Origin of the sequence: Pseudomonas cannabina (genome assembly GCF_900100365.1) — a bacterium.
Lineage (GTDB): Bacteria > Pseudomonadota > Gammaproteobacteria > Pseudomonadales > Pseudomonadaceae > Aquipseudomonas > Aquipseudomonas cannabina.
The window spans coordinates 737,718-760,313 of sequence record NZ_FNKU01000001.1 but is presented as its reverse complement, the minus strand read 5'-3'; the positions used below and the strand labels follow the sequence as shown (position 1 = coordinate 760,313).

The 22,596-nt window shown below is 59.2% G+C and carries 19 protein-coding genes and 1 pseudogene; 13 read left to right on the top strand and 7 right to left on the bottom strand.

Going from position 1 to position 22,596, the window contains the following annotated elements; translation table 11 throughout:
• Nucleotides 1–51: 51 nt before the first annotated feature.
• Nucleotides 52–1,924 (bottom strand): annotated as a pseudogene (locus tag BLT55_RS03675) (MFS transporter).
• A gap of 241 nt (nt 1,925–2,165) precedes the next feature.
• Here BLT55_RS03675 and BLT55_RS03670 point away from each other — a divergent pair.
• Nucleotides 2,166–5,639, top strand: a complete 3,474-nt coding sequence (locus BLT55_RS03670) for a hybrid sensor histidine kinase/response regulator (protein ID WP_055000683.1) — start codon at nt 2,166–2,168, stop codon at nt 5,637–5,639.
• A 67-nt stretch (nt 5,640–5,706) separates the two neighbouring features.
• On the opposite strand, the gene BLT55_RS03665 is transcribed toward BLT55_RS03670, so the two are convergent.
• On the bottom strand, nt 5,707–6,645 hold the full coding sequence (locus BLT55_RS03665) for an aspartyl/asparaginyl beta-hydroxylase domain-containing protein (protein ID WP_055000684.1): 939 nt from the start codon (nt 6,643–6,645) through the stop codon (nt 5,707–5,709).
• A gap of 174 nt (nt 6,646–6,819) precedes the next feature.
• Nucleotides 6,820–7,794: a cysteine synthase A gene (gene cysK / locus BLT55_RS03660; protein WP_055000685.1), complete on the bottom strand. Its 975-nt coding sequence runs from the start codon at nt 7,792–7,794 to the stop codon at nt 6,820–6,822.
• Between the two features lie 124 nt (nt 7,795–7,918).
• Here cysK and BLT55_RS03655 point away from each other — a divergent pair, with 124 nt between their 5' ends.
• The 4 genes from BLT55_RS03655 to BLT55_RS03640 all read left to right on the top strand — a co-directional run bounded on the left by BLT55_RS03655 (nt 7,919) and on the right by BLT55_RS03640 (nt 12,249).
• Nucleotides 7,919–8,989 (top strand): DUF748 domain-containing protein, encoded by a 1,071-nt coding sequence (locus BLT55_RS03655; protein WP_055000686.1) that lies wholly within the window; start codon nt 7,919–7,921, stop codon nt 8,987–8,989.
• A gap of 285 nt (nt 8,990–9,274) precedes the next feature.
• Nucleotides 9,275–10,120, top strand: coding sequence for an AAA family ATPase (locus BLT55_RS03650; protein ID WP_055000687.1), 846 nt, complete (start codon nt 9,275–9,277; stop codon nt 10,118–10,120).
• A 39-nt stretch (nt 10,121–10,159) separates the two neighbouring features.
• Nucleotides 10,160–11,338 (top strand): vWA domain-containing protein, encoded by a 1,179-nt coding sequence (locus BLT55_RS03645; protein ID WP_055000688.1) that lies wholly within the window; start codon nt 10,160–10,162, stop codon nt 11,336–11,338.
• A 194-nt stretch (nt 11,339–11,532) separates the two neighbouring features.
• The gene (locus tag BLT55_RS03640; protein WP_055000689.1) at nt 11,533–12,249 is read left to right on the top strand and encodes a WbqC family protein; all 717 of its coding nucleotides are present in this window, start codon (nt 11,533–11,535) and stop codon (nt 12,247–12,249) included.
• A gap of 33 nt (nt 12,250–12,282) precedes the next feature.
• Here BLT55_RS03640 and BLT55_RS03635 read toward each other — a convergent pair whose 3' ends face one another.
• From BLT55_RS03635 to BLT55_RS03625, 3 genes are all read right to left on the bottom strand, one after another.
• Nucleotides 12,283–12,807, bottom strand: coding sequence for a DUF2937 family protein (locus BLT55_RS03635; protein ID WP_055000690.1), 525 nt, complete (start codon nt 12,805–12,807; stop codon nt 12,283–12,285).
• Nucleotides 12,808–12,853: 46 nt separating this feature from the next.
• Nucleotides 12,854–13,642 (bottom strand): class II glutamine amidotransferase, encoded by a 789-nt coding sequence (locus BLT55_RS03630; protein WP_055000691.1) that lies wholly within the window; start codon nt 13,640–13,642, stop codon nt 12,854–12,856.
• 74 nt (nt 13,643–13,716) lie between these two features.
• The gene (locus tag BLT55_RS03625; protein WP_054084704.1) at nt 13,717–14,193 is read right to left on the bottom strand and encodes a hypothetical protein; all 477 of its coding nucleotides are present in this window, start codon (nt 14,191–14,193) and stop codon (nt 13,717–13,719) included.
• 132 nt (nt 14,194–14,325) lie between these two features.
• Between BLT55_RS03625 and BLT55_RS03620 the strand changes: the two genes are divergently transcribed.
• The 7 genes from BLT55_RS03620 (at nt 14,326) to BLT55_RS03585 (ending at nt 21,309) form a co-directional block, all read left to right on the top strand.
• Nucleotides 14,326–16,386, top strand: coding sequence for a S9 family peptidase (locus tag BLT55_RS03620; RefSeq protein ID WP_055000692.1), 2,061 nt, complete (start codon nt 14,326–14,328; stop codon nt 16,384–16,386).
• A gap of 76 nt (nt 16,387–16,462) precedes the next feature.
• Nucleotides 16,463–16,939 (top strand): cyclic nucleotide-binding domain-containing protein, encoded by a 477-nt coding sequence (locus BLT55_RS03615; RefSeq protein ID WP_007250243.1) that lies wholly within the window; start codon nt 16,463–16,465, stop codon nt 16,937–16,939.
• A gap of 66 nt (nt 16,940–17,005) precedes the next feature.
• Complete coding sequence (locus BLT55_RS03610; protein WP_003383285.1) at nt 17,006–17,380, top strand: YajD family HNH nuclease; 375 nt, start codon at nt 17,006–17,008, stop codon at nt 17,378–17,380.
• Nucleotides 17,381–17,660: 280 nt separating this feature from the next.
• Nucleotides 17,661–19,382, top strand: coding sequence for a copper resistance system multicopper oxidase (locus BLT55_RS03600; protein ID WP_055000704.1), 1,722 nt, complete (start codon nt 17,661–17,663; stop codon nt 19,380–19,382).
• Between the two features lie 11 nt (nt 19,383–19,393).
• Complete coding sequence (locus BLT55_RS03595; RefSeq protein WP_055000693.1) at nt 19,394–20,269, top strand: copper resistance protein B; 876 nt, start codon at nt 19,394–19,396, stop codon at nt 20,267–20,269.
• 66 nt (nt 20,270–20,335) lie between these two features.
• Nucleotides 20,336–20,836 carry an RNA methyltransferase gene (locus BLT55_RS03590; protein WP_055000694.1) on the top strand — a complete coding sequence of 167 codons (501 nt, stop codon included), beginning with the start codon at nt 20,336–20,338 and terminating at the stop codon, nt 20,834–20,836.
• A 92-nt stretch (nt 20,837–20,928) separates the two neighbouring features.
• Nucleotides 20,929–21,309, top strand: a complete 381-nt coding sequence (locus BLT55_RS03585) for a YgaP family membrane protein (protein WP_055000695.1) — start codon at nt 20,929–20,931, stop codon at nt 21,307–21,309.
• A gap of 4 nt (nt 21,310–21,313) precedes the next feature.
• On the opposite strand, the gene BLT55_RS03580 is transcribed toward BLT55_RS03585, so the two are convergent.
• The gene (locus tag BLT55_RS03580) at nt 21,314–21,763 is read right to left on the bottom strand and encodes a YcgN family cysteine cluster protein (RefSeq protein ID WP_007250238.1); all 450 of its coding nucleotides are present in this window, start codon (nt 21,761–21,763) and stop codon (nt 21,314–21,316) included.
• 209 nt (nt 21,764–21,972) lie between these two features.
• On the opposite strand from BLT55_RS03580, the gene BLT55_RS03575 reads away from it, so the two are divergent.
• Complete coding sequence (locus BLT55_RS03575) at nt 21,973–22,566, top strand: nitroreductase family protein (RefSeq protein ID WP_007250237.1); 594 nt, start codon at nt 21,973–21,975, stop codon at nt 22,564–22,566.
• The last annotated feature ends 30 nt before the right edge of the window (nt 22,567–22,596 follow it).

Genomic DNA, 22,596 nt, shown 5'->3' with positions numbered 1-22,596 from the left:
ACTCTATGGCAGAGGTTGATAGCCAGGCATGACATCGTGCCGCGCGGACTCTTACTGCACCGCCCCTCTCAGCGCTTTCACCTCTTCGCGCACATCTACCGGCGTAGCCACATCAGCGGAAATTGGCGCACCAGCCACCAGCACCACGCGTGACCACAGGCGACGGAGCAGGGTTTTGTTCGGGTCGCGACTGAAGAAGCTGCCCCACAGCCCCTGTAACGCCATCGGGATCACTGGCACCGGGGTTTCCTGGATGATGCGGCTCATACCGCTCTTGAAACCGCTGATTTCGCCGTCGGTGGTCAGCTTGCCTTCCGGGAAAATGCACACCAGTTCGCCTTCTGCGAGGTACTGGGCGATGCGCTTGAACGATTGCTCATAGATGTCCATGTCTTCGTTACGCCCGGCAATCGGGATGGTCCCGGCCGTGCGGAAGATGAAGTTGAGCACCGGCAACTGATAGATCTTGTAATACATGACAAACCGAATCGGTCGCCGCACGGCCCCGGCAATAAGCAGCGCGTCGACAAAAGACACATGATTACAGACCAGCAGCGCTGCGCCTTCATCAGGGATCTGACTCAGATTACGGTGCTCGACCCGGTACATGGAATGGCCGAGCAGCCAGATCATGAAGCGCATGGTGAATTCGGGGACGATTTTGAAGATATAGATGTTCACCGCGATATTCATCAGCGAAACCACAAGGAACAATTGTGGAATCGACAGTTTGGCAACGCTCAGCAGCAAGATCGAAACAATCGCCGAGACCACCATGAACAGCGCATTGAGAATGTTCTTGGCGGCAATCACGCGTGAGCGCTCTTTGACGGGCGTGCGTGACTGGATCAGCGCGTACAGCGGCACAATATAAAAGCCGCCGAACACGCCGATGCCCAGAATATCGAACAGCACCAGCCAGCCCTGCCCCGAGGAAAGCACGGCCAGCCAGTCGTTGGCCTGCACGTTCTGCGGGAAAGCCCGAATGCCACCACAGCAACAGACCAAAAATCGTCAGCCCCATCGAGCCGAACGGTACCAGCCCGATCTCGACCTTGTGCCCGGACAATCGCTCGCAGAGCAGCGACCCCAGGGCGATGCCGATGGAGAACACAGTGAGGATCAGCGTAACGACGGTTTCGTCCCCATACATCCACTCCTTGGCGTACGCCGGGATCTGCGTCAGGTAAATCGCACCGACAAACCAGAACCATGAATTGCCGACAATCGAGCGCGAAACCGCAGGCGTCTGCCCCAGGCCCATGCGCAAGGTCGCCCAGGACTGGGTGAAGATGTTCCAGTTGAGCTTCATTTCCGGCGCAGCAGCGGCGGCACGCGGAATACCGAAGCTGGCCAGGAAGCCCAGGCAGGCCACCAGCACGATCGCGGCCGAGACTATCCAGGCGTAGTGCGACGAAGACATCATCACCCCGGCGCTGATGGTGCCGGCCAGAATTGCCAGAAAGGTGCCCATCTCGACCAGCGCATTTCCCCCGACCAACTCGGTTTCGCGCAGGTGCTGCGGCAGAATCGAATACTTGACCGGCCCGAACAACGCCGAATGCGTGCCCATAGCGAACAGCGCCGCCAGCATCAATTCCAGGTGATTGAACAGAAAGCCTGTCGCACCGACCGCCATGATGACGATCTCGCAGAACTTGATGATCCGGATCAGCGTGTCCTTGGGGTATTTCTCACCGAACTGCCCGGCCAGCGCCGAGAACAGAAAGAACGGCAGGATGAACAGCAAGGCACACAGATTGACGTAGATCGAGCGATCGCCATCGATGCTCAGTTTATAAAGGATGGCGAGGATCAATGACTGCTTGAAGATGTTGTCATTGAACGCGCCAAGGGACTGGGTGACGAAAAACGGCAGGAAACGGCGTTTCCCGAGCAGGCTGAATTGTGACTGTTGGCTCATCGTCCGTGGTCCTGAGAGGCTGGGGAGAACTGACGCAGCGGCCAATCCGAGGCATATTGAAGACGTAAGTCCGACGAATGTCGATAGGACATTTCCGTTTACACGGTAGCGGCCACGATTCTTTGTCTCACCTACTGCGCGACAAGGCTGCGACACCCCGCCACGCTCGACCTTGGTCGAGAAAGACGAACCGTGTGCATCGTGCGAGACTGCGCGCTATTGATACGGTGTGGAATCTGATATGTCGCTGTCCAGCGGGCTGATCGCAGCCGTTGCTCTGTCCTATATGGCCATCATGTTCGCCATCGCCTTTTACGGCGACCGCTACAGCGCGTCGCTGCGCCCGACCATGCGCGCGTGGGTCTACAGCCTGTCGCTGGCAGTTTACTGCACGAGCTGGACATTTTTCGGCGCAGTGGGTCAGGCCGCCGAGCAGCTCTGGTCGTTCCTGCCGATTTATCTGGGGCCGATCGTACTGATGGTGCTGGCGCCTTGGGTGCTGCAGAAGATGGTGCTGATCAGCAAACAGGAAAACATCACCTCCATTGCCGACTTCATCGCGGCGCGCTATGGCAAGTCTCAATCCCTCGCGGTGATGGTGGCGCTGATCTGTCTGATCGGCATGCTGCCGTATATCGCGTTGCAACTGAAAGGCATTGTGCTGGGCGTGAACATCCTGATCGGCGCGGTGGCGGACTCGACCGGTACTCGCGCTCAGGACACCGCGCTGGTGGTCTCGCTGATCCTCGCGCTGTTCACCATTGTTTTCGGCGCACGCAACCTGGACGTCACCGAACACCATCGCGGCATGGTACTGGCCATAGCCTTCGAAGCGCTGGTCAAGCTGTTCGCGTTCATGGCGGTCGGTGTGTTCGTCACTTTCGGCCTGTATGACGGCTTCGATGACCTGTTCAATCAGGCAAAACTCGCTCCGCGGCTGGAGGAGTACTGGCAAGACACCATCAACTGGCCGTCGATGTTCGTGCAGACCGGCGTGGCAATGATGGCGATTGTCTGTCTGCCCCGGCAGTTTCACGTCACTGTGGTGGAAAACATCGAGCCGCAGGACCTGAACCTCGCTAAATGGGTGTTCCCGGCCTATCTGGCGCTGGCGGCTTTGTTTGTGGTGCCGATTGCGCTGGCTGGGCAAATGCTGCTGCCGGGTTCAATCATGCCCGACTCGTTCGTGATCAGCCTGCCGCTGGCCCATGCCCACCCGTCGCTGGCGTTGCTGGCGTTTATCGGCGGCGCGTCGGCGGCGACCGGCATGGTGATCGTTGCCTGCGTGGCGCTGTCGACCATGATTTCCAACGACATGCTGCTGCCCTGGCTGCTGCGTCGAAAGAATACCGAACGGCCGTTCGAAGCGTTTCGTCACTGGATGTTGACGGTCCGGCGCGTCAGTATCGTGATGATCCTGCTACTGGCCTATGTCAGCTACCGGATGCTGGGCTCGACGGCCAGCCTGGCCACCATCGGCCAGATCGCCTTCGCCGCAATCACCCAGCTGGCGCCTGCGATGTTCGGCGCCCTGTACTGGAAACAGGCCAATCGCCGGGGCGTATTCGCGGGTCTCGCAGCCGGGATCTTCATCTGGTTCTACACCTTGGTGCTGCCGGTCGCTGCGCACAGCATGGGTTGGTCGCTCAGTACGTTCCCGCTGCTGGAATGGCTGCACAGCAACCCGCTCGACCTACCTATATCGCCCATGACTCAAGGCGTGGTGTTGTCGATGGCCGGCAATTGCACGCTGTTCGCCTGGGTGTCGATGCTTTCGCGTACACGGGTGACAGAGCACTGGCAGGCCGGTCGCTTCATCGGTCAGATCACTCAGGAGCGTGATTACACTCGTCCACTATTGGCGGTGCAGATCGAAGACCTGCTAAGCCTTTCAGCGCGCTTTGTCGGCGAAGATCGCGCCCGGCAGAGCTTCGTGCGCTTCGCCGAACGACAGGGCAAGAGCTTCAACCCCAGCCAGAACGCCGACAGCGAATGGATCGCCCACACCGAGCGACTGCTGGCAGGCGTGCTGGGCACGTCGTCGACGCGGGCGGTGGTCAAGGCCGCTATCGAAGGCCGCGACATGCAACTTGAAGACGTGGTGCGTATCGCCGATGAAGCGTCCGAGGTTCTGCAATTCAACCGCGCACTGTTGCAAGGCGCCATCGAAAATATCACCCAGGGCATCAGCGTGGTCGATCAGTCATTGCGGCTGGTGGCCTGGAATCGGCGCTACCTTGAGCTGTTCAATTATCCCGAAGGCTTGATCGGCGTCGGTCGGCCGATTGCCGACATCATTCGCTACAACGCCGAGCGCGGGCTGTGCGGGCCGGGCGAAGCGGAAGTTCACGTTGCACGACGCCTGCACTGGATGCGCCAGGGCCGCGCTCACACGTCGGAGCGGCTGTTTCCCAACGGCCAGGTGGTCGAACTGATCGGCAACCCGATGCCGGGCGGCGGGTTTGTCATGAGTTTCACTGACATTACCGAGTTTCGGGCGGCAGAGCAGGCCCTCAAGGGCGTCAATGAAAGCCTGGAACAACGCGTAACCGCACGCACCCATGAGCTGTCGCAACTCAATCAGGCGCTGACCGAAGCCAAGGGCATTGCCGAGACCGCCAACGAGTCGAAAACCCGCTTTCTTGCCGCCGTCAGTCACGACCTGATGCAGCCGCTGAACGCTGCCCGGCTGTTTTCCGCGGCCCTCTCCCATCAGCAAGACAGCCTTTCCGATGAGGCTCAGCAACTGGTCCGGCACCTGGACAGCTCGTTGCGATCGGCGGAAGACCTGATCAGCGACCTGCTTGACATTTCCCGTCTCGAAAACGGCAAGATCACCCCGGACTGCCAGCCGTTTCCGCTCAACGCACTGTTTGACACCCTCGGCGCCGAGTTCAAGGCACTGGCTCAGGAGCAAGGTCTGAGCTTTCGCGTCAGAGGCAGCTCGTTGCGTGTCGACAGTGATATCAAGCTGCTGCGCCGCGTGCTGCAAAACTTCCTGACCAATGCTTTCCGCTACGCCAAAGGCCCGATTTTGCTGGGCGTCAGGCGGTGTGGCGACAGCCTGAGCCTTGAGGTCTGGGATCGGGGGCCGGGTATTCCGGAAGATAAACGCCAAGTGATATTCGAGGAATTCAAACGCCTCGACAGCCACAAAACCCACGCAGCGAAGGGCCTGGGTCTGGGACTGGCGATTGCCGATGGCTTGTGCCGGATTCTCGAACACCCGTTGCAGGTGCGTTCATGGACCGGCAAAGGCAGCGTGTTCAGCGTACGGGTGCCGCTGGCAGCAGCTCAGGCGCCGATCCCTGTTACCCAAACAGACATCGCCCGACCGGCGCTGAACGGAACACAGGTACTGTGCATCGACAATGAGGACAGCATCCTGATCGGCATGACCAGCCTGTTGTCGCGCTGGGGTTGTCAGGTCTGGACCGCGCGCAACCGTCAGGAATGCGAAGCGCTGCTGAACAACGGCATACGTCCGCAGATTGCCTTGGTGGATTACCACCTGGATGAGGGTGAAACCGGTACTGAACTGATGGCCTGGCTACGCACTCGCCTGGGCCAACCCGTACCGGGTGTACTGATCAGCGCCGATGGCCGTCCCGAGCTGATTGCCCAGGTGCATGCCGCAGGCCTCGATTACCTGCCCAAGCCGGTCAAACCTGCGGCACTGCGTGCCCTGCTGAGTCGGCATGTCAGTCTGGAGTAACGGAAATGAACGAGAAAGGCACACCGGTTGTTCGCCATGCTGGCAAACAACCGGATACAACAAGGTATCAGCTGAACAGCCAGTAACCCAGCAATGTCAGCACGATGACGGCCAGCACCGGCCGCAGCATACGGTAAGCCTTGGGATTGGCACGTTTGAACTGCTTGACCTTGCCGCTGAAGGTGTCGCTGAAACGCTTGCTGAACGCATAAGCCTGATTGATCCCGCCGACCCGCTCGTCGTCGAGGTTCTGCGGTGCCGTCGCGCGCCCCAGAAACGCACTGACGCTGCGGTTCACCCGTGTCATGAAACGATTGCTCAACGGCCGCTCGACATCACAGAACAGAATCACCCGGGTCTGGGTGGTTTCATTCTTGACCCAATGCACGTAGGTCTCGTCGAACATGACGTCCTGCCCGTCGCGCCAGGCGTACTCCTTGCCATCGACGAAGATCCGGCAGGCATCGGAATTGGGTGTCGACAGGCCCAGGTGATAACGCAACGAACCGGCAAACGGGTCGCGGTGTGGATTGAGGTGACTGTCACCCGGCAACAGGGCAAACATCGCGCCTTTGACGTTGGGAATGCTGTTGACCAGCTCAACGGTCTTCGGGCACAGCGCTTCGGCAGACGGCAGAGCCTTGTCGTACCATTTCAGGTAGAAACGCTTCCAGCCTTTCTTGAAGAACGAACCGAAACCGGCGTCGTTGTTCTTCTCCGCCGCGCGAATGTAGCCCTCATCGAACAGGTGCATGGCTTCATCGCGAATGGTTTCCCAGTTGTCCTTGAGGATATCCAGTTCGGGAAACTTGCTGCGGTCCAGATACGGTTCGGACGGCACGCGGGAAAACAGGTACATCAATGCGTTGTAGGGTGCGAACAGTGCCGAATGGTTGACGAACTGCCGTAACAGGGGCAGTCGAGCCCGCCCGCGCAGGTGAACGTACAGCGTGCTGCCGAGGAACAGCATCAGGATCGATGCCTTGGCAACAAATGAAAGGGTCATGAAGCTCTCCTTGAAGCGGGCGTATAACGCCGAACGTCACGCGGGCAGTGGCAATGCATGATCTGAATGACGGGCTGCAGGCACTGGCAATAGAGATAATCGCCCGGCGCCTGGCAAGCTGGCCATCATAAACCCTTGCGCTGCCCGCATGAAGTACACACATGCGAAGATGTGTTACTGCGCCAATTCCTGCTCGGTGAACAGATCGCTGAACAGCATGCTCGACAGATAGCGCTCGCCGGAGTCCGGCAGGATCACGACGATGGTTTTGCCCTGCATCTCGGGCTTCTCGGCCAGACGGACGGCCGCTGCCATTGCTGCGCCGCAGGAGATTCCGCAGAGGATGCCCTCCTCCTGCATCAGACGCCGGGCCATGGCTTTGGCCTCGTCATCGGTGATGCGCTCGACACGGTCGACCATCGACAGGTCGAGGTTTTTCGGAATGAAGCCTGCGCCGATGCCCTGAATCTTGTGCGGAGCAGGCGTGATTTCCTGGCCAGCCAGCGCCTGAGTGATGATCGGCGAACCGTCGGGCTCGACCGCAACCGACAGAATCGGCTTGCCAGCGGTGTTCTTGATGTAACGGGAGATACCGGTGATAGTGCCGCCGGTGCCGACACCTGCGACCAGCACATCGATCGTGCCGTCGGTGTCGGACCATATTTCCGGACCGGTGGTTTTCTCATGAATGGCCGGGTTGGCCGGGTTCTCGAACTGCGCCGGCATGAAATATTTTTCGGGGTCGCCCGCCAGCAGCTCTTCGGCTTTGGCAATCGCACCTTTCATCCCTTTGCCAGGCTCGGTGAGTACCAATTCCGCGCCCAGCGCTTTGAGCACCTTGCGACGTTCTATGCTCATGGAAGCAGGCATGGTCAGCACCAGCTTATAGCCGCGGGCGGCTGCCACGAATGCCAGGCCGATTCCGGTGTTGCCAGAGGTGGGTTCGACAATGGTCATGCCGGGCTTGAGCCTGCCGCTGCTTTCGGCGTCCCAGATCATGTTGGCGCCGATACGGCACTTGACGGAGTAGCCCGGATTACGCCCTTCGATCTTGGCCAGAATGGTGACACCACGCGGCGCGAGACGGTTGATCTGCACCAGTGGCGTGTTGCCGATGGAATGGGCGTTATCAGCGTAGATACGGCTCATGATGGTGTCCTTGCACATCGGTTAAAACACAAAGCCTATGCCGCCAGCCCATGGGCGTCCAGTCTGAGCGAACGGATCAGCGCGCGCGCAGTCAATCCTTTCAATGAAACAGAAGACTCATGTCATGAAACGTCGCTACAGCTGGCCGCTATGGACGCTGGCCGCTCTGGTCGTACTGCTGATCGCCCTCAATATCTCCCTGCCTTATCTGGTACGCGACTACCTTAACGACAAGCTCGCCGACATGGGCGACTACCGAGGTCAGATCACTGACGTCGACCTAGCGCTGTGGCGCGGCGCCTATCGGATCAAGGGCCTGAAGATCGTCAAGACCGACGGCAAAGTCCCGGTGCCCTTTGTCGACGCACCGATGATCGAGCTGGCAGTCAGCTGGAAATCGCTGTGGAACGACCACGCCGTGGTGGCAGAGGCACTGTTCACCGATCCGCAGATCAACTTCGTTGACGGCGGCAATAACAAGCAAGCGTCCCAGACAGGTCAGGGCACCGACTGGCGTACGCAATTGAACAAGCTGCTGCCTATCACCCTCAACGAACTGCGGATCAGCAACGGAAAAATCACCTTCAATAACTTCAGCTCGACGCCCAAAGTGACCATCGACGCAGATCAGGTCAATGCCAGCTTCTATAACCTGACCAACGTGGTAGACGTCGAAGGCAACCGCGACGCCGAGTTCAAAGGCAAGGCGCGCCTGCTGGGTCACGCCAGTCTGGAAAGCACGGCCAAATTCGATCCGTTCAGCAACTTTGAAGATTTCGACTTCCGCCTGCGTGCCACCGGCATCCAGCTCAAGAAGCTCAATGACTTCTCGTCGGCCTACGGCAAGTTCGACTTCAACGCCGGTAATGGCGATATCGTGATCGAGGCGCAGGCCAACAAGGGTCAGCTCAGCGGCTACATCAAACCGCTGCTGCGCAATGTTGATGTCTTCAACTGGCAGCAGGATGTCGAAAACAAGGACAAAGGCCTGTTCCGCTCGGTTTGGGAAGCGCTGGTAGGCACCAGCGAAACCGTGCTGAAAAACCAGCGCGAAAACCAGTTCGCTACCCGTGTCGACCTCAGCGGCAATGTCCACCAACAGGACATCAGCGGCTTCCAGGCCTTTTTGCAGATTCTGCGTAATGCGTTCGTTCAGGCGTTCAATGCGCGGTATGAGAGCAGCAAGGGGGGGTAGCAGTCTTTTCAGGCGCGCCAAACGATGAAAACACGCACATTCTCATCGGTGGCAGCGTTGACTCAACTGCCGGCAAACAAAGTATCCGCACCGATCTGGATGTCCAGTTCAGACCATTCGACGCTTTTACAATTCTGACCCGGTCACAGCGTGACGCCCCATTCAAGAACTGAATGAGGCGTCTGCGTTCACAGCTGTCCGGTAGCCGCGCTATAGTCCGGGATTGCTTGTCTCAAAGCGTGCGTGCCCATGGGCTGCGCATACCCACGCGAAAAGGATTGATCCATGAAGTTCGAAGGCACCCCGGCATACGTCGCCACTGACGATCTGAAGCTGGCAGTCAACGCGGCGATCACGCTGGAGCGTCCGCTGCTGGTCAAGGGTGAGCCCGGCACCGGCAAGACCATGCTGGCCGAACAGCTGGCTGAATCGTTGGGCGCGCGGCTGATCACCTGGCACATCAAATCCACCACCAAGGCGCATCAGGGTCTCTACGAATACGATGCGGTCAGTCGCCTGCGCGACTCGCAGCTGGGCGTCGACAAGGTTCACGACGTGCGCAATTACCTGAAAAAGGGCAAGCTGTGGGAAGCATTCGAGTCCGAAGAGCGCGTGATTCTGCTGATCGACGAGATCGACAAGGCCGATATCGAGTTCCCCAACGACCTGTTGCAGGAACTCGACAAGATGGAGTTCTACGTTTACGAGACCGATGAGACGATCAAGGCCAGACAGCGGCCGATCATCATCATTACCTCCAACAACGAAAAGGAGCTGCCAGACGCTTTCCTGCGCCGCTGCTTCTTCCACTACATTGCCTTCCCGGACCGCGCGACCCTGCAGCGCATCGTCGACGTGCACTACCCGAACATCAAGAAAGACCTGGTCAGCGAGGCGCTGGACGTGTTCTTCGACGTGCGCAAAGTGCCCGGCCTGAAGAAGAAGCCCTCCACTTCCGAACTGGTGGACTGGCTGAAACTGCTGATGGCCGACAACATCGGCGAAGCGGTGTTGCGCGAGCGTGATCCGACCAAGGCCATCCCGCCGCTGGCCGGTGCGCTGGTCAAGAATGAGCAGGACGTGCATCTGCTGGAACGGCTGGCCTTCATGAGCCGTCGCGGCAATCGTTGATCGCCTTTATCCACCCTGCTACGTAAAAGGGCGACGGCCATGCTGCTTAACCTGTTCAACGAAATGCGTGCGGCCAAGGTGCCAGTATCCTTGCGTGAACTGCTGGACCTGATCAACGCCCTGAAACAGCGGGTAATCTTTGCTGACATCGATGAGTTCTACTTTCTTGCACGCACGATTCTGGTAAAGGACGAACGCCATTTCGACAAGTTCGACCGGGCCTTCGGTGCGTATTTCAATGGCCTGGAAAAGCTCGACGATCACTTGCAGGCGCTGATCCCGGAAGACTGGTTGCGCAAGGAGTTCGAGCGTTCGCTGAGCGACGAAGAGCGCGCGCAAATCCAGTCGCTGGGCGGCCTTGACAAGCTTATCGAAGCGTTCAAGAAGCGCCTGGAGGAACAAAAGGAACGCCATGCCGGTGGCAACAAATGGATCGGCACCGGGGGCACCAGCCCGTTCGGCTCGGGCGGCTATAACCCGGAAGGCATTCGGGTCGGCGATGCGGGCGAACGCAAGGGCAAAGCGGTCAAGGTCTGGGATCAGCGTGAGTACAAGAACCTGGACGATCAGGTTGAACTGGGCACACGCAACATCAAAGTGGCCCTGCGTCGCCTGCGCAAGTTCGCCCGCCAGGGCGCAGCCGACGAACTGGATATCGACGGCACCATCGACCACACCGCACGCGACGCCGGCTTACTGAACATTCAGATGCGCCCGGAGCGACGCAACACTATCAAACTGTTGCTGCTGTTCGACATCGGCGGTTCGATGGACGCGCACGTCAAGGTGTGCGAAGAGTTGTTTTCGGCGTGCAAGACCGAGTTCAAGCATATGGAGTATTTCTACTTCCATAACTTCATCTATGAGTCGGTGTGGAAGAACAACCTGCGCCGCGGCTCAGAACGAATATCCACGCAGGACCTGCTGCACAAATACGGTGCGGATTACAAAGTCATTTTCATTGGCGACGCGTCTATGGCGCCTTACGAGATTACCCAGCCCGGCGGTAGCGTCGAGCACTGGAATGAAGAAGCAGGTTACCTGTGGATGCAGCGCTTCATGGCCAAGTTCAAAAAAATCATCTGGATCAATCCTTATCCCAGGGACGCTTGGGAATACACCACGTCCACGCATATTGTGCGCGACCTGATCGAAGGCCAGATGTACCCGCTGACCTTGCGCGGGCTGGAGGAAGGCATGCGTTACCTGGCGAAATAAAAAGTGCTTTGACTGTTGTACTGGCCTGTTGGCAACAGACTTGTACAGCCCGACCATCCGTCCTGCACGTTCAGCGTCCTGAGCTACGCTTAAATCCCGGACACCCATCAGACGGACATGTGCTGATCGAGTAGATCTTTTGCAGTGACTCCATCGTTTTGCCTGAGCAGCCGTCGCACCCTGGCAGGCAACTTATGAATGAAACGCTCGGCATCATGCAGCCCTACTTTTTCCCCTACATCGGCTATTTCCAGCTGATTGCCGCCGTCCAGCGCGGCGTAGTCTTCGATATCGTCAAATACAAGCGCAAGAGCTGGATGAATCGCAATCGGATACTGGACAGCAAAGGCGGCTGGCAATACATCAATGTTCCGGTGTGTACCAGCGAGGGAACCCTGATCAAGGACGCGACCCTTATCGATCCTGCCGCCGCCCACCAGAAAATCAGGCAGCAGCTTGAACACTACCGCAGCAAGGCGCCCTACTTTCGGGAAACCCTGGCTCTGGTTGACCTGACCTTCGGCACACCCGCCACGCACCTGTCTGAACTCAATACTCGGGCTCTGAAAGGAGTCTGCGACTATCTGGGCATGAGCTTCAACTGGGAGAACTGCTCGGCGCTGAAGCTGGATCTGCCGCCGATAAAGCACGCCGGCCAATGGGCGCTGGAGATCAGTACGCGGATGGAAGCGCGTCAGTACATCAACGCGGCCGGTGGACGCGAAATATTCGTCCCCAACGAATGGCAGGAGCGCGGTATGGAACTGAGGTTTCTGGAGCCTTCTTTATTCAGCTACTCGACCGCACCCTACCCGTTCGTCGATAACCTTTCGATGCTCGATGTATTGATGTGGAACGCTCCGGAAACGGTACTTGCCTATCTGCACAATGAAACACGGGCAGTCATATGAGCTGCCCGTGCCGAACATGATACCTGCCAGCAGTCAGTGCCGCTCCCGCGCCAGTTGCGGCTTGCGCCGTCCACCATTGACCACCCAGCCGAGCAGTAACATGAAACTCTCGATCACCAGCGCCAGCAATAGCGCAGTGATAATGCCCCATGCGATGACTTCAGGGGCCAGCAGCACTTGCCAAGTGTAGCCGTTGAAGGTTTCACGGCGAATGTCCGGGTCGGCGGACGTGGCCACGAAAAGGGCTTTGGAATACCACGGCTCCTGCAGCCCGAGCCATTGGCGCTCGAGAATGTGCGTACGGTTCATCAAGGTATCGATATTATCTGCATCGGTTCGAAAAACAGGGTCTTCGCTGTCGCGATAATGCTGAATCAGCGCCTGTATATCGCCTTTGAAGAACTGCTGCGCAGTCGCGGTATACCCCTTGACGGCCTGTTGCGCCTCGATCAGGTGCGCCTCGACCCGCTTGCTGTAATCACTGATAAAGCCGGGAATCTGTACCCCGAACAGCAGGCCCAGCGTGAACAGGACCAGTCGCAGATAACTTCGCAGCATCAATATCCCTCTTTTCCATTTATCCGGTGTGTCTGGGTAGACACCACTACTGTGGCATCGTCTCGACCATTCCCTGCACCACGCACTCACCCTTGCGCCAGAGGCTCCACTGGCCCGGCTCATAGCGGTTCCAGTTTTCGTTCTCGGTCAACGGCTCGGTCGCGATGACCGTCACCACATCGTGCGGCGTGGTCTCGGCCTGGAAATCGACGATCACCTCGACGTCCTTGAGCCTGGCCGGGCCAAAGGGTGCGCGACGGGTGATGTGAGCCAGCTTGGTACTGCAAAAGCAGAACAGCCAGTCGCCGTCACTCAGCAGGCAATTGAACACGCCCTCGTTACGGTATTCGATACAGGCCTGGATCAGCGAAGGCAGCAATTCTTCGATCTCGACCGGCTCCGGGAAGGCTTCGCGGACACGATTGAGCAAATCACAGAAGGCCGCCTCGCTGTCAGTGTCGCCCACCGGACGGTAGAACGTGACACCCGGGCTGAAGTCAGCCAATTGGCCGTTGTGCGCAAAGCACCAGTTACGGCCCCAGAGTTCACGCACGAAAGGGTGGGTGTTGGACAGGCAGACCTTGCCCACGTTGGCCTGACGAATATGGCCAATCACCACTTCACTTTTGATGGGATAACGCTGCACCAGCTGCGCGACTTCCGACTCGCTGCTGGCAGCCGGGTCCTGAAACAGGCGCAGGCCACGGCCTTCGTAAAACGCAATGCCCCAGCCATCGCGATGCGGGCCGGTACGCCCGCCGCGCTGCATCAGCCCGGTAAAGCTGAAAACGATATCGGTCGGGACATTGGCACTCATGCCCAGTAGTTCACACATGCTCGGGTTCTCGCTTCAAGACGTTTGCGGCGGGCCATGCGCCGCATACAACGGCGCTGCCAGCGAAGCGGAATTTACAACCGCGGCTCTACCCGCGTGCCTCTGGCCGGGGGAATGGGTGCAGCGGACCTGCGAGCGTAAGTGTCGTCCTCGGCAAACGGCTCGTCAGCGGGGTCTGTCTCGACAGGCTGAGCAACCGGCTGCGGCTCACGTGCCTTGCGGCTGCGCTCGATCGGCCAGCGGATCAGCACGAACAGCAGGTACGCACAGAAGGCGAACATGCCGTACATGACCAGATCCGACACCGCAGCCCAGACATTGCTGCCGACCTTGAACATCAGGTCCAGCGCAGTGATGGCAATGGCCGGGGCCATCGCGTCCTTGGCCGGATCGACCATGGTCGGCGTAAACAGCAGCACCGCAACCGCCACCAGCAAGGGTTCCTTGAGGTAACGCCACATCCAGCGGGTTGCCAGGAACCAAACCAGCAGGCAACCCAACGCGGCGAAGGCGTAGACGCTCCAGGCGATCAGATAGTCGTTTTCGGTCATGACGTCCGTGGTAAGGCAGGTAAAGAGGCGCTTATGATAACGGCTTTTGCCTGACGCGGCTTGCCTCGCTTCAGTAATCGGTTCAGCGTGTACCGATATTTCCCTGATTGACGCCTTTATAGAGAGCCCAGCATGTCCTTTTCGAATGCAACCTCCAGCGCCCCGATGGCTCGCAAGGCCGACGGTTCCGATCCCTATGCCTGGCTGCAGAATCGCGACACCGACGAGGTGCTCGACTACCTCAAGGCCGAAAACGCCTGGCAAGAGCAGCAACTGGCGGATCAGACCGACCTGCGCGAACGCCTGTTTCAGGAGATCAAGGGTCGTATTCTGGAAACCGACCTGTCACTGCCCTCCCCTTGGGGTCCGTACCTGTATTACACCCGCACCACCGAAGGCGACGAGTACGCGCGGCACTATCGCTGCCCGCGTCCGGCCGACGATTCCAACACCGTGGACCAAAGCCGCGAAGAACTGCTGCTGGACCCCAACGCGATGGCCAACGGCGGCTTCTTCTCGCTGGGCGCGTTCAGCATCAGCCCGGACCACCAGCGCCTAGCCTACAGCCTGGACACCAGTGGCGATGAGGTCTATCAGCTTTTCGTCAAGGAACTGAGCAGCGGTCAGATCATCAGCCTGCCGTTTGAAGACTGTGACGGCAGCATGACCTGGGCCAACGACAGCCAGACGCTGTTTTTCGGTGAGCTGGACGACACTCACCGTCCGGGCAAGCTGCATCGCTATAAACTGGGCGACGCCTCTGCAGACCTGGTGTTCGACGAGCCGGACGGCCGTTTCTTTCTGCATTGCTTCCGTACCAGCTCCGAGCGCCAACTGGTCATCCTGCTCAACAGCAAGACCACCAGCGAGGCCTGGGTACTGGATGCCGATCATCCCGAGCAGGACTTCACCTGCCTCGCGCCACGCGTCGAAGGTCATGAGTATTACCCTGATCACGGCCTGCTCGATGGCGTCTGGAGCTGGTTAATCCGCAGCAATCAGAGCGGCATCAACTTCGCGCTGTATCACGCGGCAGAAAAAGCCGACGGCGTGCCGCTGCGTAACGACTGGCAGACACTGGTTGCACACGATGAGCAGGTGATGCTCGAAGGTGTCAGTTTGAACGCCAAAGGCATCAGCCTGAGCCTGCGCGAAGGTGGCCTGCCAGTGATCGAAGTACGCCCACAAGATCTGCCGACTTATCGCGTGCAATTGCCGGACGCGGCCTACAGCCTCTATGTGCAGGACACGCTTGAATTCGACAGTGACAGGATTCGCCTGCGCTACCAGTCGCTGAACCGTCCGGCGCAGGTGCGCCAACTGACGCTGGCGACCGGCGAGCAAGTGGTGCTCAAGGAAACTCCGGTGCTGGGCACCTTCGGCGCCGATGCCTATGTCAGCCAGCGCCTGTGGGCCACCGCCAGTGATGGCACGCAGGTGCCGATCAGCCTGGTGGTCAAACGCGAACTGGCTGGCAAAGCGACCCCGCTGTATCTGTACGGCTACGGTGCCTACGGCGAAAGCCTCGACCCGTGGTTTTCCCATGCTCGTCTGAGCCTGCTGGACCGTGGTGTGGCGTTTGCCATCGCCCATGTGCGTGGCGGCGGCGAACTGGGCGAGGCCTGGTATCGTGACGGCAAGCAGGAACACAAGCAGAACACCTTCGGCGATTTCATTGCCTGTGCTGAACACCTCATTGCACAGGGTCTGACCAGCGCCGACCAACTGGTGATCAGCGGCGGCAGCGCCGGTGGCTTGCTGATCGGTGCGGTGCTCAATCAGCGTCCCGAACTGTTCAAGGCGGCGATTGCCGAAGTGCCGTTCGTGGATGTGTTGAACACCATGCTCGACCCGGACCTGCCATTGACCGTCACCGAATATGACGAATGGGGCAACCCGCAGGAACCGGACGTTTACCAGCGCATCAAGGCCTATGCACCTTATGAAAATGTCAGCGCTCAGGCCTACCCGGCGATGCTGGTCATCGGCGGCTACAACGATAGCCGGGTGCAGTACTGGGAAGCAGCCAAATGGGTCGCCCGCCTGCGCGACCGCAAGACCGATGACAACCTGCTGCTGCTCAAGACCGAACTGGGCGCAGGTCATGGCGGCATGAGCGGTCGTTATCAGGGCTTGCGTGACGTGGCGCTGGAGTACGCGTTTATCTTCAAGGTATTGCAGATTCCCGAATGAACTTGGTGTCAATCACCTGTCTTACTAGGATCGGGGGCAGCGGAGTTGCCCCTTCGTCAGGATTACAAGACCGAACATGTCAGAACCACTGTCCAACCTGAACAACGCCATTCGCGACATGCTGCTGGACTGCGGCCTGTTCGACACGCTGCTGCCTGGTGATTTTTTTACCGTGGCCGGGTATTTCAGCATTACCGATATCGAAAAAGGCGAAACCATTTTTGCCGAAGGCGATGCCGGGACGTTCATGTGCATCATCCATCAAGGCACCGTGTCCGTGCAGAAGCTCGCGGGCGACGGTCAACAGGTGGAAATCGCAGTCTTGCGCCGCGGCCGGGCATTTGGCGAAATGGCCGTGCTGGATGGCGAGCGCCGCTCGGCCAGTTGCATCGCGTCGACCAGTTGCCAGTTATTGAACCTGGGGCGCGACTCGCTGGACAAGATGCTCGACGATGCACCAAAGATCGCTGCCAAGATCATTCGGGCCCTGGCTATCTCATTGTCCAAGCGCTTGCGCATGGTCGACGGCCAATTACTTTCGCAGCAGGTGTGAGTTTGCCCATCAGGCGCTAAACTTGCCGACATTCTGCTTTCCATGCGCACACGCACAGGTGACACCATGAGCACGGCCAATCCTCCTTCCCATACTGCCAAGCTGGACCGCATTCTGGCCGACGCCCAGCGTGACCGCGAAATGGGTTACCGCGACAAGGCGCTGCGCATGTACCCGCACGTCTGCGGTCGTTGCGCGCGCGAGTTCGCTGGCAAGCGCCTCAGCGAACTGACCGTGCATCACCGTGACCACAATCACGACAACAACCCGCAGGATGGCTCCAACTGGGAGCTGCTGTGTCTGTATTGCCACGATAACGAGCATTCGCGTTACACCGACCAGCAATACTTCGCTGACGGTTCGCTGAACACCCCGAAAATCGCCAAGGCCACCCATAACCCGTTCGCCGCACTGGCGGGATTGATGAAGAAAGACGAGTGACGCAAGGCTGAATACGCCTTGTGATGAAGAATGACTGAGGCAAGGCGGAGCTCACCTCGTGGTGAGGAGCAATGGCTGAACGCACTCCGAAGTGGGAGCTGACTTGTCAGCGAAAGCAATGGCCCAGACGCCGATATTGTGCGATTGCCCAGGCCCAGTCTCTCCACGCAAAACACCCAGCCTGACCCGACCACCCGCTGCGCCCTCCCTTATCGGGATCTCCCCGCCCAAGCAGTCCGCTTGCGGGCCTGCAATGAACAGCCTGACCGGATACCTCGCCATGCCCACCCGAACATCAAGACGAACCTTTGTAAAAGGGCTTGCCGCCAGCGGCGTTCTCGGCGGGCTGGGTCTTTGGCGCAGTCCGGCCTGGGCGATCCCGAATCCGGGTCAGCCTGACGCACTGGCCGGTACAGAATTCGACCTGACCATCGGCGAAACTCAGGTCAATATCACTGGCAGCGTCAGAACCGCGACGACCATCAACGGCGGTGTCCCCGGTCCGCTGTTGCGCTGGCGCGAAGGCGATACCGTCACCCTGCGGGTAAAAAACCGTCTCGACGAAACCACGTCCATCCATTGGCACGGCATCATCCTGCCGGCCAACATGGACGGCGTTCCAGGGCTGAGCTTTGACGGCATCGCGCCCGACGGCCTGTACGTTTACCGCTTCAAGGTCAAACAGAACGGCACATACTGGTATCACAGTCACTCGGGCTTTCAGGAGCAAAGCGGGGTCTACGGGCCGCTGGTGATCGACGCCAAAGCGCCGGAGCCGTTCAGCTACGAGCGCGAACACGTGGTCATGCTCAGCGACTGGACCGACGAAGACCCAGCGCGAGTGATGAAAAAGCTCAAGAAGCAGTCGGACTACTACAACAATAACCAGCGCACCGTCGGCGACTTCATCAACGACGTCAGCGAGAAAGGCTGGAGCGCGACCACCACCGAACGCACGGTGTGGGCCCGAATGGGCATGGACCCGACCGACCTGGCAGACGTCAGTGGCGCGACTTACACCTACCTGATGAACGGCCAGGCGCCGAACATGAACTGGACCGGGCTGTTCAAGCCCGGCGAGCGCATCCGCCTGCGCCTCATCAACGGCTCGTCGATGACCTATTTCGATGTGCGCATCCCCGGCCTGAAAATGACCGTGGTCGCCAGTGACGGCCTGCACGTCAATCCCGTCGTCGTCGATGAGCTGCGCATCGCAGTTGCCGAGACTTACGACGTCATCGTCGAACCGGCTGACGGCGCGTACACGCTGTTCGCCCAGGCAATGGACCGTACCGGCTACGCCCGAGGCACGCTGACCAGCAAACCCGGTTTGCAGGCCGTCGTCCCGCCTCTCGATCCGCGCCCGCTATTGAGCATGGAAGATATCGGTATGGCAGGCATGGATCACGGCAACATGAGCCATGACGCGATGCCAGGCATGGACCACAGCAAGATGCCGATGCAGAACACACCCGTTATGCAGTCGCATCCGCACAGTGAAAGCGATAATCCGCTGGTCGACATGCAGGCCATGAGCACCTCGCCGAAGCTCGATGATCCGGGCATTGGTCTCAGGGATAACGGTCGCAAAGTGCTGACCTATGCGGACCTGCGCAGTCCGTTTGCAGATCCGGATGGCCGCGAGCCCGGCCGCACGCTGGAGCTGCACCTGACCGGGCACATGGAAAAATTCGCCTGGTCGTTCAATGGCGTGAAGTTTTCCGACGCCGAGCCCATCACGCTCAAATACGGCGAACGGGTGCGCATCGTGCTGGTCAACGACACAATGATGACGCACCCGATTCATTTGCACGGCATGTGGAGCGATCTCGAAGATGAGCATGGCCAGTTCATGGTGCGCAAACACACCATCGACATGCCGCCGGGGTCACGCCGCAGCTACCGCGTGACCGCCGATGCGCTCGGCCGTTGGGCGTATCACTGTCATATGCTATATCACATGGAAATGGGCATGTTTCGCGAAGTGCGGGTGGAAGAATGAGGACTGTACCGTTGAATGGATCACGCAACTCGTTGCGCCTGCCAAGCCTGCTGTTGACCGCAGGTCTGGTCATGACGCCTTGGGCAGTTGCGCAAGCTGCTGGCATGGAGGGCATGGACCACGGCAGCCATTCGATGCCGATGGACGCAACTGGCAGCAACGACGCCCCGGCGCAGAGCCGAACGCCGATCCCGCCCGTCACCGATGCAGACCGGGCGGCGCTGTACACCAGCCACACCGGGCATCAGGTTCACGACAGCGCCATCAACAGCTACTTCCTGGCCGACAAGCTGGAATGGCAAGACGCCAACGATGGCAGCGCGCTGTCCTGGGACCTTTCCGGCTGGATTGGCGGCGATATCGACCGCCTGTTGCTACGCTCCGAAGGCGAGCGGACCAACGGCAAGACTGAAGAGGCAGAAATCCAGGCGTTGTGGGGTCACGCCGTCAGCTCGTCGTGGGATGTGGTCGCTGGCGCACGCCAGGATTTCAAACCGGGCGCGCCGCAAACCTGGGCGGCCTTCGGCCTGCAGGGGCAGGCGATCTCTGATCTGGATATCGAAGCAACCGCATTCATCGGCGAAGCCGGGCAGACCGCCGCGCGCCTGGAAGCCGATTACGATCTGTTGCTGACCAACAATCTGGTTTTACAGCCCACCGCTGAACTGAATTTCTATGGCATGAACGATCCGCAGCTCGGCAACGGCTCGGGCCTGTCGACCAGCGAGTTCGGCCTGCGGCTGCGCTATGAAGTCACCCCGCAATTTGCCCCCTATGTGGGCGTGACCTGGGACCGGTCATACGGCAAAACCGCCGACTACGCACGCGAAGAAGGTGACGATGTGGCCGAAGCCCGGCTGGTGGTTGGCGTACGCATGTGGTTTTAGCCAATGGAAATGGCATTGGCGTGACGCTCCCGTATAATCCCCGGTTTTCTTCAGAGCACCCTCCCCGTGGCCAATAAACGGTATGCCTGCATCGGTCTTTACAACCCCAAGTCCCCGGAAAACGTCGGCTCCGTCATGCGCGCGGCCGGCTGTTACGGCGTGGCGTCGGTGTTCTATACCGGTAAACGCTACGAACGCGCCCGGGACTTCATCACCGATACCAAGAAAATCCATCAGGACATTCCGCTGATTGGCATCGAAGACCTGAAGAGCATTTTGCCGCTGGGCTGCATCCCGGTTGCCGTCGAACTGGTGGAAGGGGCCCGCGCCCTGCCCGAATACACCCACCCGGACCGGGCCTTGTACATCTTTGGCCCGGAAGACGGTACGCTGGATCAGGAGATTCGTGACTGGTGCGAAGACGTGGTCTACGTCCCCACCGAGGGCTGCATGAATCTGGCCGCCACCGTCAACGTCGTGCTTTACGACCGCATGGCAAAAGGGATCAATACCCGGTCAGGCCCGCAGTTCGGTCGCGAAAAAATCGATCCGTTGAACGACCGCTGACAGAAAAGCATTGAACCTGTGTTGGCGGTGGGGAGTCAGTTTCTCTGAACCGAAACGACTACCTTCGACCTGCTACCTCATGGAGAGCCATCATGCGCGACACACCCATCATCGAACGCATCGACACACCTGAACTGCTCAAGCAAGATCCTCGTCAGAACGTTCAAGGCTGGGAGCGTATCGGCTCGCTGGCAGGCGGCGTACTGCTGATGGGCAAAGGCGTCCGTCGTGGCGGCTTTCTGGGGCTGATCCAGCTGGCTATTGGCGGCGCAGCGCTGGCTCGCGGCATCAGTGGCCATTGCTCGGCGAAAAGCCTGATGGAAAAAGGCCGTAGCGACCTGCAAAGCGCCCGTTCGAGCATCGAACGGGCCGGCGCAGAGTTGAGCAACCTCAAGGACGACGCAGAAAACGCGGTCAAGGATGCCGCTGCCAAAAGCGTAGAAGCGCTGACCGAGCCAAAACCGGTCGTCTAAGCGTTTAACCTGCGCGAAATATCAGGTAATCCTCCCAGTCGTCTTCGGCCACATTCTTCTCGCTGAGCATGCGACCGGACTGGGAGATACGTTCGTGATGCACCGCCGTGCGATCACCACACACTAGATGGTGCCAGAACGGCAAGTCCTTGCCCTCGCTGATCAACCGATAGCCGCAGGTCGGTGGCAGCCATTTGAATTGCTCCGCCTGTCCAGGCGTTAACTGAATACAATCCGGCACCGACGCCCGACGGTTCGGATAATCGGAACACTGACAGGTCTTCAGATCCAGCAGTTTGCAGGCAATCCGCGTGTAATAGACGCTGTTGTCTTCTTCGTCCTCGAGCTTTTGCAGGCAACACAAACCACAGCCATCGCACAACGACTCCCACTCTTCGGTGCTGAGCTGGTCGAGGGTCTTGCGAATCCAGAAGGGTTCAACGTTAGCGGCCATGGTTCGGACAACGGTATCGAGAATGAAAAGGCCGCCAGTCTAGAGGCACAAAGAGTGTGGGCCAAGTACTTGCGACTGTCGGTAGCCGGGACTTGTCAGCCAGAAGGCAAAACAGTAGCGTTAATGCGTTTTCCAAGGCGTTGGTCGATGCCTGCCGACCACGGCCCATCCAGCCACGCTCGTTTTCCACCTTCGCTATAAGGATTCCCATGAGCACAAACCCTCGCATCGCCGATCATCCTATCGACCCGCAATTCACCGAACGCTGGTCGCCACGCGCCTTCAGCGGCGAGAGCATCGATCAGGAAACGCTGCTGAGCTTCTTCGAAGCCGCACGCTGGGCGCCATCGGCCTATAACTCGCAACCCTGGCGGTTTCTGTATGCGCGTCGCGACACCCCGAACTGGGAACGCTATCTGGGCCTGCTGAACGAGTTCAACCGTAGCTGGGCGCAACACGCGGCGGCGCTGGTGATCGTCATTTCCAAGACCACCTTCACCGCGCCCGGGGCAACCGAAGAAGGCCCGGCGCTGTGGCACACGTTCGACACCGGTTCAGCGTGGGGTTATCTGGCGTTGCAAGCCAGCCTGAGCGGCTGGCACACCCACGGTATGGCCGGTTTCGATCAAGACCTGACGCGCAAGGAGCTGAACATCCCAGAGGGTTACGCACTGCATGCCGCTGTGGCCATCGGCAAGCTGGGCGACAAGTCGACGCTGCCGGACTACCTGCAGGGTCGCGAAGTCCCTAGCCCGCGCAAACCGCTGGCAGAGCTGGTGGCTGAGGGTGATTTTTCGCTGTAACTGATTTTTTCTGCGATGGAAAACGGCGAG

Bases quoted from the DNA above. Each gene is read 5' to 3' on its own strand.
- BLT55_RS03575 (WP_007250237.1), top strand. From the start codon at position 21,973: ATGAGCACAAACCCTCGCATCGCCGATCATCCTATCGACCCGCAATTC.
- BLT55_RS03635 (WP_055000690.1), bottom strand. From the start codon at position 12,807: ATGCTGCGAAGTTATCTGCGACTGGTCCTGTTCACGCTGGGCCTGCTG.
- BLT55_RS03610 (WP_003383285.1), top strand. From the start codon at position 17,006: ATGAGCACGGCCAATCCTCCTTCCCATACTGCCAAGCTGGACCGCATT.
- BLT55_RS03625 (WP_054084704.1), bottom strand. From the start codon at position 14,193: ATGACCGAAAACGACTATCTGATCGCCTGGAGCGTCTACGCCTTCGCC.
- BLT55_RS03615 (WP_007250243.1), top strand. From the start codon at position 16,463: ATGTCAGAACCACTGTCCAACCTGAACAACGCCATTCGCGACATGCTG.
- BLT55_RS03650 (WP_055000687.1), top strand. From the start codon at position 9,275: ATGAAGTTCGAAGGCACCCCGGCATACGTCGCCACTGACGATCTGAAG.
- BLT55_RS03630 (WP_055000691.1), bottom strand. From the start codon at position 13,642: ATGTGTGAACTACTGGGCATGAGTGCCAATGTCCCGACCGATATCGTT.
- BLT55_RS03655 (WP_055000686.1), top strand. From the start codon at position 7,919: ATGAAACGTCGCTACAGCTGGCCGCTATGGACGCTGGCCGCTCTGGTC.
- BLT55_RS03585 (WP_055000695.1), top strand. From the start codon at position 20,929: ATGCGCGACACACCCATCATCGAACGCATCGACACACCTGAACTGCTC.
- BLT55_RS03580 (WP_007250238.1), bottom strand. From the start codon at position 21,763: ATGGCCGCTAACGTTGAACCCTTCTGGATTCGCAAGACCCTCGACCAG.
- BLT55_RS03600 (WP_055000704.1), top strand. From the start codon at position 17,661: ATGCCCACCCGAACATCAAGACGAACCTTTGTAAAAGGGCTTGCCGCC.
- BLT55_RS03665 (WP_055000684.1), bottom strand. From the start codon at position 6,645: ATGACCCTTTCATTTGTTGCCAAGGCATCGATCCTGATGCTGTTCCTC.
- BLT55_RS03640 (WP_055000689.1), top strand. From the start codon at position 11,533: ATGAATGAAACGCTCGGCATCATGCAGCCCTACTTTTTCCCCTACATC.
- BLT55_RS03645 (WP_055000688.1), top strand. From the start codon at position 10,160: ATGCTGCTTAACCTGTTCAACGAAATGCGTGCGGCCAAGGTGCCAGTA.
- BLT55_RS03670 (WP_055000683.1), top strand. From the start codon at position 2,166: ATGTCGCTGTCCAGCGGGCTGATCGCAGCCGTTGCTCTGTCCTATATG.
- cysK (WP_055000685.1), bottom strand. From the start codon at position 7,794: ATGAGCCGTATCTACGCTGATAACGCCCATTCCATCGGCAACACGCCA.
- BLT55_RS03620 (WP_055000692.1), top strand. From the start codon at position 14,326: ATGTCCTTTTCGAATGCAACCTCCAGCGCCCCGATGGCTCGCAAGGCC.